The following is a 10,930-nucleotide window of genomic DNA, read 5'->3' on the forward strand; positions in this document are numbered from 1 at the left end:
ACAAGTCGCTGGTCGCCTGCTGCGGCAGTGCCCGCCTGGTGCGCGCCGCGGACACCCTGCTCATCGAGACCCGCATGTGCATCGGCGCGTTGCAGAGCACCTACGCCGATCTGGCCGTGCAGGTGGCCGAGCACGAGGAGTTGCGCACGGCCATCGGTGATGGTCCGCCCGTACACGCCCGACGACTGCTGCTCGAGCATATGGAGGACGCGGTCGCCCGGCTGCGCACCCGGTTCTGATGCCGGTTCCGATAGTGCGTTCGGCGCTGCGGTGCGAACGTCACCGCGTGAACCACCGACGACGGTCATTCGCCGTGCGAACGGCTCGATGTCCACACCCGTGATGCCGCTGGCGCGGCAGCTCCGAACCATCGGAGGTTCGCGCGCACGTGTCGCAGGGTGCTCGTTCGGCAATGCGTGCCCCCCGGCAATGCGTGCCCCGCCCAGGCCGAGCCCTGTACACCGAGACACCGAGACACCGAGCCGCTGGGCCGCTGCGCTACTGGTTCTCCGGTCCGGACGCGCACCTATTTCGGCGCGGGATAGTTACGTTCGGCCAGCAGCCGCGCCAGATGCGCCGCATTGCGGGCCAGGGTCGCGGTGGTGGCGGCCACGGCCTCGGGCACCTGATCCAGGTCCTTGTAGTCGGTGCCGCCCATGGCCTGGTCGTTCCAGTAGGTGCAGCCCTGTGACGGGATGGTGAACCCGATGTCGTTCAGCCCCTGGAACAGGTCGGCGACGATCTTGTGCGCGCCGTCCTCGTTGCCGACCACCGCGGCCACGGCCACCTTGCCGGTCATGGCGGGGCGGCCCGCCTCATCGGTTTCGGACAGTGCGGCGTCCAGGCGTTCCAGTACCCGCTGGGCGATGGAGGACATGTGCCCGACCCAGGTCGGGGTGGCGACGACCAGGATGTCGGAGGCCGCGATCTCGGCGCGCAGCCGCGGCCACTCGTCACCGTCGCCCTCGTCGGCGCTCACCCCCGGCAGCACGTCGTAGTCGGCGACGCGCAGCACCTGCCCCTTCACCTCGTGGGTGGTGAGGGCGTCGAGGATCTGGCGGGCGAGGAGATCGCTGGAGGAGTCCGCGGGTGACTGCTTCAGCGTGCAGACGAGTGCGGTGGCGGTGAGCGCGGTCATGCGGATCGCTGTCCTTCGGTTCGCTGTGGTTCAGGGGTCGGCGGTGGGTCGGGTGAGTCAGCCGCGGTCGAGTGCCTTGGCCAGTTGGGCCTTGGTCATGCGGGAGCGGCCGTGGATATCGCGCTTCTTGGCTTCCTCGTAGAGCTGGTCGCGGGTCGGTCCGCCGGATCCGCGACCGCCCGAGCGGGACCGGGAGCCGCCCGAAGATTTCGTCTGCCCGGAGCGGGCACGGTCGGCGTTGACGGTGCGGGCGGCGATCTCCTTGGCGCGTTGCGCGCTGGCACCCTGGTCGCGTTCGGATTTCCGAATGTGTTCGTACTGGCGCTCCTGCTTGTCGGTCCATTCCTTCGGCATGACGCACCTCCTGCACGGGATATAGCCGGGCGACCCGGTGGCAAACGCGGGTGCGGCCGGTTCACGGAAGCGGCGGGTTCACAGAATCGGTCGGCCGCCGGTCACCGCGACCCGGGCCCCGGAGACGTAGCTGCCCTCGTCGCCGGCGAGCAGTACGTACACGGGGGCGAGTTCGGCGGGCTGTCCGGCGCGGCCCAGCGGGGTGTCGTCACCGAAGTTCGCCACCTTCTCCACCGGCATGGTGGACGGGATCAGGGGTGTCCAGATCGGCCCGGGTGCGACACTGTTCACGCGAATTCCCTTGGGGCCCAGCATTTGTGCCAGACTCGCCGACAGGTTGGCGATGGCGGCCTTGGTGGCGGCGTAGGGCGCCAGCGTCGGGGAGGGCATGTCGGAGTTCACCGAGGAGCTGCCGATGATGGAGCCGCCTGCGGGCATATGCGGCAGCGCCGCCCGCACCAGCGTGAAATAGGCGCTCACATTCACCTTGAAGGTGTAGTCGAATTCGGCGACGGTGATCTCCTCCAGCGACTCGTGGGTCATCTGGTAGGCGGCATTGCTCACCAGGATGTCGATGCGCCCGAAATCGTCTACGGCGGCGTCGATGACGGCCTGGCAGCGGTCCGGGTCGGCGAGGTCGCCGGGCACCAGCACGGCGCGGCGGCCCGCGTCGCGCACGTACTTCTCCACCTCCGCCGCGTCGTCGTGCTCGTTCAGATACGACAGCACCAGATCCGCGCCCTCGCGGGCGAAGGCGATGGCGACCGCGCGGCCGATGCCGCTGTCGGCGCCGGTGACGACGGCGACCTTCCCGGTGAGCTTGCCGCTGCCGCGGTAGCTGTCCTCCCCGCAGTCGGGGACCGGCCGCATGCGCTGCTGGGTGCCGGGTATCTCTTGCTGCTGTTCGGGAAAACCCACGACGGTCTCCTCTGCTGTCCGGGTGCGCGGGAAGCTCGCCGGTTGCGGTCGGCGCGGAGCCTCCGCTGCGGCGGTACCCGGCGCGGTCGGTCGTAAACGAGGCAAACGAGGCAGCAGCCGCGCTTTACAAGGCCGGGCAGCGCGAGGAGTGTGGATTGGTGTGCCGGGTAGTTCCTCCGACGAACAGTTCCGTGGAGAGGAGTGAGATGTCCGAGAACGACACCGCGCAGCACTACACCACCGACGACGCCGGTATCCCGGTCCCCAGCGATGAGCATTCGCTGACGGTGGGACCCGATGGGCCGATCCTGCTCAACGACGCGTACCTGATCGAGAAGATGGCCGCGTTCAATCGGGAGCGGGTGCCCGAACGCCAGCCTCATGCCAAGGGCGGCGGTGCTTTCGGCGTTTTCGAGGTCACCGAGGATGTGAGCGCCTACACCTACGCCGACGTTTTCCAGCCGGGCCGCAAGACCGAGGTGTTGGCGCGCTTCTCCACCGTGGCCGGGGAGCGCGGCAGCCCGGACACCTGGCGTGATCCGCGCGGCTTCGCCCTGAAGTTCTACACCCGGCACGGCAATTTCGACATGGTCGGCAACAATACGCCGATCTTCTTCGTGCGCGATCCGATGAAGTTCCAGGATTTCATCCGGTCGCAGAAGCGCCGTGCCGACAACAATCTGCGTGATCACGATATGCAATGGGATTTCTGGACGCTGTCACCGGAATCGGCGCACCAGGTGACCTGGCTGATGGGTGATCGCGGCATCCCGCGCAGCTGGCGGCATATGAACGGCTATTCCAGCCACACCTATCTGTGGGTCAACGCCGACGGCGCGAAATTCTGGGTGAAATACCATTTCAAGACCGATCAGGGCATCGAGTTCTTCACCCAGGACGAGGGCGACCAGATGGCGTCCATGGACACCGACTATCACACCCGGGACCTGTGGGAGCACATCGACGCCGGAGAATTCCCGTCCTGGACGCTGTTCATGCAGATCATGCCGTTCGAGGAGGCCAAAACCTACCGGTTCAACCCGTTCGACCTGACCAAGGTGTGGCCGCACGGCGACTATCCGCTGCACCGGGTGGGCCGACTGACGTTGAACCGCAATCCCGCCGACTATCACACCGAGATCGAGCAGGCCGCGTTCGAACCCAGCAACGCGGTGCCCGGCACCGGGCCGAGCCCGGACAAGATGCTGCTGGGCCGCTGGTTCTCCTATCCGGACGCGCACCGGTACCGGATCGGCGCGAACTACAAGGAACTGCCGGTCAACGCCCCGCGGTCGCCGCGCCACTCCTACACCAAGGACGGGCATATGCGCCACCACAATCCGGGAGATCCGGTGTACGTGCCGAATTCGAAGGGCGGCCCGCACGCCGATCCGGAACTGGCCGGACCGCAGGCGGTCTGGCACACCGACGGCGAGATGGTGCGGCAGGCGTACACGCGCCGCCGCGACGACGACGATTGGGGACAGGCCGGGACCATGGTCCGCGAGGTGCTCGACGACGCGGCCCGCGACCGGCTGGTGAACAATATCGTCGGCCACCTGCTCAACGGCGTCACCGAACCGGTGCTGGGGCGCGCCTTCGACTACTGGCGCAATGTCGACAAGGACCTCGGCGACCGCGTGGAATCCGGGGTGCGCGCCAAACAGGGCGAGAAGGATCCCAAGGCCGAACAGCAGGCGAACCCGGCGCGCTCGTCCGCCCAGCGCAAAGCGTGAGCGCAACCGGACACGGCGGGCGCGCCGCACGGCCGGTAACCCGCCGCATGGTCGCGCGCGGGTCGTGTCCGACCGCGCGGTCGGAGCTGGACCGGCGGTGTCCCCCGCGAGGAGGCCGTGTCTACGGTTCGCGCTCACAGTTGTCGGTCGCGGTACACCCGCGCCGCGCCGGGTGCAGGGCGATGCCGGCGGTGTCGATCAGGGAGCGCAGTGACGCCGACATTCAGAAGATCGTCACCACGGATGCGAAGCGGACGCCGGAACGGGCGTGGTTGGCGGACGTCCCAGCTGTAGTTCTCGTCCAAGCCGTCAATGATGCTCATCGGGCATATCGGAGTTGGTTCGACTCCATGGCGAAGCGCGGGAAGCGTGGGCGTGTCGGAAAGCCACGATTCAAGACGCGAAGATCGCGGCGGCAGTCGATTCGCTTCACGCGGTGCGGTTTTCGCGTGACCACACGCGGTGTTCGGTTGATCACGCTCGGTGAGGTTCGTCTGGAGTGGTCCCGCGCATTGCCGTCGACGCCGTCGAGCGTGACCCTCATTCGTGAAGCCGACGGCAGCTAGTACGTCTCCTTCGTCGTCGAAATCGACGAGACACCACTGCCAGAGTGTGCGACTGTCGCCGGAATCGATTTGGGGCTCACGAACCTGGTAACCGTCGTGCGGTCAGATGGGGAGCGGCAGAAGATCGCGAGCCCGGGGCACCTGCGGACGGCCCAGCGTCGAATAGCGAAAGCTCAGAAGGCGCTGTGTCGCAAACAGAAAGGAAGTAGAAACCGCGAGAAGGCACGGGTTCGGGTGGCGCGCCTCCATCGGAAGGTACGAGACACCCGGCTCGATCACCATCACAAACTCGCTCTACGGCTGATTCGTGAGAACCAAGCAATCGCCGTCGAGGATCTTCCTATCGCCGCTCTGGGTCGCACTCGGTTGGCCAAGTCGATCCATGATGCTGGGTGGGCATTACTGCTGCGTTTGCTGCGTGAGAAGGCAGCTCGCTACGGACGTAGCGTGGTCCGTGTGGATCGATGGACGCCCACCACGCGACAGTGCTCGATGTGCCGCCACAACGACGGTGCGAAGCCACTGGGCGTTCGAGCGTGGACGTGTCCCAGGTGTGGCACCTACCTGGATCGTGATTTCAATGCCGCACTGAACATTCTCGACGCCGCCGGGCTGGCGGAGTCGCTAAACGCCTGTGGAGGAGATGTCAGACTTCGGCTCGCCGGAGCGATCGCCAGTGAAGCGGGAACCCGCCGAACAGACACCTCATGAGGGGTGCTGCGTAGGGATCCGCCGTCGCGACGGCAGGACGGAAGTCAACAGTCGTACCATTCGACGACGAGGGGGATGCCTCATCACATCCCGACCGTGACCACTGTGTCGGCAGCCACACCCGCGGCGGGAGGGGTGCGGCCGTTTCCTAACGCTCCCTTAGGGCGATCGCCGATGTACGCAAATCGGTCACGCGGGGGCCGGGCTCGCTTTACGGTCAGGGAAAGTCGGGCCGAGCGAAGCGAGATGTGTGATGGCCGAAGCGAAGACCTCCTGTGCCGCCTTCCAGCGGGTGGCCGCCATCGATCCGGAGGCGGTGGCGGTGCGTTCGGTGGGCGGGACGCAGACGTTGACGTGGCGGGAATACGCCGACCAGGTGCGGGCGGTGGCGGCGGGGTTGTCCGCGCTCGGAATCGGGCGCGGCGACACCGTCGCGCTCATGATGGCCAACCGGGTGGAGTTCTATCCGCTCGAGGTGGGCGCGCAGCACACGGGGGCCACCTCGTTCTCGGTGTACAACACGCTGTCGGCGGAGCAGTTGGCGTACGTGTTCGCCAATGCGCGCAACCGGGTGGTGATCTGCGAGGAACAGTATGTGCGGCGGGTGCGGGCGTCGGGGGTGGATATCGAGACCATCGTGTGCGTGGACGGGACCCCGGAGGGCACCATCGGGGTCGCGGAGTTGATGGCGTCGGGGCGCGCCGATTTCGATTTCGACGCCACCTGGCGGGCGGTCGGCGAGGACGATATCGTCACGCTCTGCTACACGTCGGGGACCACCGGCAATCCGAAGGGCGTGGAGATCACGCACGCGAACCTGGCATTCGAATGCGAAACCTACGCATCGGTCATGCCCATCGAATTCGGCGACCGGATCACCTCGTATCTGCCGACCGCGCATATGGCCGACCGGGTGACGGCACTGTATCTGCAGGAATTCCGCGGCACCCAGATCACGGTGGTGCCGGACCGCACCCAGCTGCCCGCGGCCCTGGCCGACGTGCATCCGACCATCTGGGGCGCGGTGCCGCGGGTGTGGGAGAAACTCAAGGCGGCCGTGGAATTCTCGGTGGCCAGCGAAACCGACAGCACCCGCAGGGCGGCCTTGACCTGGGCATTGGAGGTGGCCGGACGTAAGGCCGCCGCCCAGTTGGCGGGCACCTCCCTCGATGAGGTGCAGGCCGCGGAATGGGCGAAGGCCGATGAGCTGGTGCTGTCGACACTGCGCGCGAAACTCGGCCTGGACCAATTGAAGTGGGCGCTGTCGGGGGCCGCGCCGATTCCACCGGAAACCCTCGGATTCTTCTACGGCCTCGGCATTCCCATCTCCGAGGTCTGGGGCATGTCCGAACTGACCTGTGTGGCGTCGGTGAGTCCGCCCGAACAGGCGCGGCTGGGCACGGTCGGAAAACTGCTGCCGGGTCTGGAGGGACGCATCGCCGAGGACGGGGAATACCTGGTGCGCGGACCGCTGGTGATGAAACGCTACCGCGACGAACCGGAGAAGACGGACGAGGCGCTCGACGCCGACGGCTGGCTGCACACCGGCGATATCGTCACCGTCGACGACGAGGGATATCTGCGGGTGGTGGACCGCAAGAAAGAGCTCATCATCAATTCGGCCGGAAAGAACATGTCCCCGGCCAATATCGAGAACACCGTCAAGGCCGCCACCCCGCTCATCGGAGCCATGGCGGTGATCGGCGACAACCGGCCCTACAACACCGCCCTCATCGTCCTGGACGCCGAATCCGCCGGACCCTACGCGGCCGGGCACGGTCTGGCCGACGCCTCCGCCGCGGCCCTGGCCGTCGACAAGGGTGTCATCGAGGACATCGCCCGCGGGGTGGCCGCGGGCAACGCCAAACTCTCCCGCGTCGAACAGGTCAAGCGGTTCACCATCCTGCCCACCTTCTGGGAGCCCGGCGGCGAGGAGATCACCCTCACCATGAAGCTGCGCCGCACCCCCATCGCGCAGAAGTACGCGAGCGAGATCGAACGGCTCTACGCCGACGAACTCGCCGAACACGTCCACGAACCGTCCGACCCCCACGCGGCCACCATGCCGTAGTCGCGTGGTCGGACCGGTGCCGTGGCCGCGACCACCCGCCGCCCGTGCCCAGGCGGCGGGTGGTGTGTCACGCACACGGGCCGCCGCCCGCACCGCCCCGTAGTCGAGACCATCGAGCTCCTCCGACAGGTGCCACCAGCCCGTTGCATCGCGTCGCCCGATCCGACCGCCGGTCGGTGTGCTGCCGGGATGCCGGATCGGCGGCTGTCGGGTCCGGCCGGTGACCGACCGCACGGGCTTCCGGCCGTGGTCGGTCGGGCCGAGCGTGCGGTCACGGGGTGGCGGCGCGCAGGTGCGGCAGCAGCTGCGCGGCCACCGCGTCCGGCCGTTCGGCGTGCAGGAAATGTCCGCAGTCCGGCAGTTCGGCGTGGGTGACCCCGGCGCGTTCGGCCAGCACACGCTGCAGGTCCGCCGACAGTGCGCCGTCGCGCGCACCGGCCAGTGCCAGGGTCGGCAGCGCGGGCAGCGGGGCGAGCAGCAGACGGTGGAAGTCGCGGGTGGCGGACCGGTGCACGGTGACCAGCGACCGGTAGTAGCGGGTCGCCGCCCACGCCAACAGGGGGTCGGTGAAAACCCTTGCGGTGGGCGCGAACTGGGTCTCGCTGAAATCCCAGCCCGGTGACCAGCGCCGCCACAGCCGCCGCACGAACGCCGCGTCGTCGCGCACCAGCAGCCGCGGCGACGCACCCGACTGCATGAGCGGAATATAGGAGGACATGAGCAGCTGGCGCGGCAGCAGCGGCAGCGACCGGCCGGCGAATCCGCCGCCGAACGGCGGTATCGCCAGTACCGACAGGGAAAGCCACTGGCGGGGATACTGTTTCGCCAGCACCAGCGCGACGAACGCGCCCCAGTCGTGCCCGACCAGATGGGTGCGCGGCGCGCCCAGCGCGTGGTACCAGGCGGCGATGTCCGCACTCACCGCCATCAGGTCGTAACGCGCCGACCGTGCCGCCGAACCCGGCGTGTATCCGCGCAGCCACGGCGCGAGCACCTGAAATCCGTTGTCCACCAGGGCCGGAATCACACCGTCCCAGGTGTGCGGTGTATCGGGGAACCCGTGCAGCAGCAGGACCAGCGGTGCGTTGTCGGGCCCGGCGTGCCGGGCCGACAGCTCCAGACCGTCACGGCGCAGGGTCAGGGTGCTCTCGGGGATGGACGATGCCATGAACCAACCTCTCATCGAAACGCTCCGGCCGCCGGCAGCGCGGCCGGGAACGCCGCCGACGGACCACCGGCCCGCCGACAGCGGAGAAGTTCGTGGCCCCCAACCGAGCCAGGAACGATACGACTGTGCCGCGTCCCGCTCGGCCTCGGCAGCGGATGCGGGGGCGCCGCGAGCACCGACGACGTACGCCCCCGGTCAGCGGCCCCGCCACACCGGCGGCCGCTTCTCGGCGAAGGCGCGCACCCCCTCGCCCGCGTCCTCGCTGGACAGTGCCGTGGCCGCGATCCGCCCCTGTCGGTCGAACGCTTCGCCGCTGGGCCAGTCCGGGCTCTCGTCGATGATCCGTTTGGAGGCGGCCACGCTCAGCGGGGCGTTCGCCGCGATTCGTTCCGCCAGCGCCAGCGCGGTGTCGAGTGCGTGGCCGGGTGCGGCGATCTCGTTGATCAGACCGAGGTCGGCGGCGCGGGCGGCGGTGATGGGGTCACCGGTGAGCGCCATCTCCGTGGCGACGGCGCGGGGAATGCGCTGCGGCAGCCGCAGCACGCCGCCGCCGACGGCGACCAGACCGCGCTTGACCTCCGGAATGCCGAAGGTCGAATCCTGCGCGGCCACGATGAGATCCGCGCACAGGGCCAGTTCGCAGCCGCCCGCCAGCGCCGGACCCTCCACCGCGGCGATGAGCGGTTTGGCGGGCGGTCGGCCGACGATGCCGAGGATGCCGCGCTGCTCGGTCACCGGCACCTCACCGCGCGCGGCCGCCTTGAGATCCATTCCGGCGCTGAAGAATCCGCCCGCCCCGGTGAGCACGGCGATGCGCGCGTCCGGATCGGCCTCGTAGGCGTCGAGGGCGCGTTCGATACCGAGCGCGGTGGCCAGGTCGATGGCGTTGCGGGCATGCGGCCGGTTGATGGTGATGACGGTGATGTGGCCGCGCCGCTCCACCAGCACCGGCGCGGGCGGCGGTGCGGGCAGCTCCACCCGGGTGCTCCCGGTGACCTGCACGGAGTCGCCGGAGACGGTGACCGGCAACCCCAGCAGATCCCCGTCGGTGAGTTCGGTGAGCAGTCGGGAGTCGGTGCTGCGCACCAGCACTCGCGCACCTTTGGGGGTGAGCAGCGACAGGATCGCCGCCTCCGGCCGCCCGTCTCGGTCGTAGGGCAGCGTGTACGCCTCCACGACGGCTTCCCCGTCGTAGCCGGTGCGGGCCGGACGCGCCGGCGGATGGTCGATCACGGGTGTCAGATGCCGGTATCCGGCGCGCGGCGGGGTGGTCGAGTACACGCCGACCGCGTGTTTGGTGAGGTACCAGCCCAGCGACGTCGCCAGCCCGAAACTGCCGGGTTCGGCGCGCAACCGTTCCACCAGTGTCGCCACCGCGTGCCCGCCGTAGTTGTTGCCCGGCCCGCCGCCGAAGGTGAGACCGCCGGTCACCGACAGCGGCCGCTTCGGGTCGTCGACGGGCAGGCCGAGTTCGCGGGCCGCGATCTGCACGGCCACCGGGAAGCAGGCGTACAGGTCCACGTGCGCGAGATCGTCGGCGGTGATCCCGGCATGGTCGAAGACCGCCGCGCCCAAGGTCCGGATGGCCGGGGAGGCGGCCAGTTCCGCGCGCTCGCTGACGAACCATTCGTCGTGCCCGGACGCGCCCGCGTGCAGGAACACCCACTTGTCCTGCGGGATGCCGGCGGCTTCGGCCGCGGCGGCACTGCACACCACGATGCCGGAGGCCATATCGACGGTCAGGTTGGCGCATTCGAGTTTGGTGTAGGGCGCGGAGATCATCCGATTGTCGGCGGTGACGGTCGCGATCTCCTCGGCGTTGATCTCGCGCGGCTGCCAGGCGTGCGGATTGCGCGCCGCCACCGCCGACAGCCGCGACCACAGCTCGGCCACCGCGCGGGCGTGCTCGGCCGGGCCGCGGCCCAACCGATGCCGGTTCGCGGATTCGAGCAGTGCGTACATGTTGATGGGCGCGAGCAGCCCGGCCGTGGTCTCGGGCGCGTTGTTGGCGGGCTTGTCCACCCCCACCGTGCGGGTCGGGCGCACCTGCTCGCCCTGCACCGGCCAGTCCACCTCGACCCCGGCGCGCCGGGCGGCGGACTGGGTGGCCCCGGCTTCCGCGCCGGTCACCAACACCACGTCGTAGTCCCCGGCGGCCACCGCCGCGGCCGCCTCGTTGAGCACCAGCTGTCCGCCGTCACCCCCGAACGGACTGGACTGCACGGTGTCCGCCGCGCCCGCGCCCACCGCCTCGGCCACCAGCGCGCC

General features: G+C 68.9%; 9 protein-coding genes. 3 read left to right on the forward strand and 6 right to left on the reverse strand.

Annotated elements, in window-relative coordinates; translation table 11 throughout:
- Positions 1 to 239: FCD domain-containing protein (locus QK444_RS23250; protein WP_282783641.1), on the forward strand; the 239-nt coding region annotated here is incomplete at its 5' end.
- 287 nt (positions 240 to 526) lie between these two features.
- On the opposite strand, the gene QK444_RS23255 is transcribed toward QK444_RS23250, so the two are convergent.
- The 3 genes from QK444_RS23255 to QK444_RS23265 all read right to left on the reverse strand — a co-directional run bounded on the left by QK444_RS23255 (position 527) and on the right by QK444_RS23265 (position 2,410).
- On the reverse strand, positions 527 to 1,138 hold the full coding sequence (locus tag QK444_RS23255) for an NAD(P)H-dependent oxidoreductase (protein ID WP_282783643.1): 612 nt from the start codon (positions 1,136 to 1,138) through the stop codon (positions 527 to 529).
- 57 nt (positions 1,139 to 1,195) lie between these two features.
- The gene (locus tag QK444_RS23260) at positions 1,196 to 1,492 is read right to left on the reverse strand and encodes a plasmid stabilization protein (RefSeq protein ID WP_282783644.1); all 297 of its coding nucleotides are present in this window, start codon (positions 1,490 to 1,492) and stop codon (positions 1,196 to 1,198) included.
- Between the two features lie 78 nt (positions 1,493 to 1,570).
- Positions 1,571 to 2,410, reverse strand: coding sequence for an SDR family oxidoreductase (locus tag QK444_RS23265; protein ID WP_282783646.1), 840 nt, complete (start codon positions 2,408 to 2,410; stop codon positions 1,571 to 1,573).
- A gap of 206 nt (positions 2,411 to 2,616) precedes the next feature.
- Between QK444_RS23265 and QK444_RS23270 the strand changes: the two genes are divergently transcribed.
- Positions 2,617 to 4,146: a catalase gene (locus QK444_RS23270; RefSeq protein WP_282783647.1), complete on the forward strand. Its 1,530-nt coding sequence runs from the start codon at positions 2,617 to 2,619 to the stop codon at positions 4,144 to 4,146.
- Between the two features lie 134 nt (positions 4,147 to 4,280).
- Here the strand turns inward: QK444_RS23270 and QK444_RS23275 are convergent, their stop codons facing one another.
- A complete protein-coding gene (locus QK444_RS23275; RefSeq protein ID WP_282783648.1) occupies positions 4,281 to 4,469 on the reverse strand; it encodes a hypothetical protein in 189 nt (62 codons plus the stop codon).
- A gap of 1,207 nt (positions 4,470 to 5,676) precedes the next feature.
- On the opposite strand from QK444_RS23275, the gene fadD11 reads away from it, so the two are divergent.
- On the forward strand, positions 5,677 to 7,494 hold the full coding sequence (gene fadD11, locus QK444_RS23280; RefSeq protein WP_282783650.1) for a fatty acid--CoA ligase FadD11: 1,818 nt from the start codon (positions 5,677 to 5,679) through the stop codon (positions 7,492 to 7,494).
- 271 nt (positions 7,495 to 7,765) lie between these two features.
- Here the strand turns inward: fadD11 and QK444_RS23285 are convergent, their stop codons facing one another.
- Together QK444_RS23285 and QK444_RS23290 are read right to left on the reverse strand one after the other, a co-directional pair.
- Complete coding sequence (locus QK444_RS23285) at positions 7,766 to 8,662, reverse strand: alpha/beta hydrolase (protein WP_282783652.1); 897 nt, start codon at positions 8,660 to 8,662, stop codon at positions 7,766 to 7,768.
- 195 nt (positions 8,663 to 8,857) lie between these two features.
- Positions 8,858 to 10,930: crotonase/enoyl-CoA hydratase family protein (locus tag QK444_RS23290; RefSeq protein ID WP_282783654.1), on the reverse strand; the 2,073-nt coding region annotated here is incomplete at its 5' end.

The organism is Nocardia sp. CC201C (genome assembly GCF_030010695.1).
Lineage (GTDB): Bacteria > Actinomycetota > Actinomycetes > Mycobacteriales > Mycobacteriaceae > Nocardia > Nocardia otitidiscaviarum.

Excerpts from the sequence above, each read along its gene's own strand:
- QK444_RS23255 (WP_282783643.1), bottom strand. The coding sequence starts at position 1,138 with ATGACCGCGCTCACCGCCACCGCACTCGTCTGCACGCTGAAGCAGTCA.
- QK444_RS23260 (WP_282783644.1), bottom strand. The coding sequence starts at position 1,492 with ATGCCGAAGGAATGGACCGACAAGCAGGAGCGCCAGTACGAACACATT.
- QK444_RS23270 (WP_282783647.1), top strand. The coding sequence starts at position 2,617 with ATGTCCGAGAACGACACCGCGCAGCACTACACCACCGACGACGCCGGT.
- QK444_RS23275 (WP_282783648.1), bottom strand. The coding sequence starts at position 4,469 with ATGAGCATCATTGACGGCTTGGACGAGAACTACAGCTGGGACGTCCGC.
- fadD11 (WP_282783650.1), top strand. The coding sequence starts at position 5,677 with ATGGCCGAAGCGAAGACCTCCTGTGCCGCCTTCCAGCGGGTGGCCGCC.
- QK444_RS23285 (WP_282783652.1), bottom strand. The coding sequence starts at position 8,662 with ATGGCATCGTCCATCCCCGAGAGCACCCTGACCCTGCGCCGTGACGGT.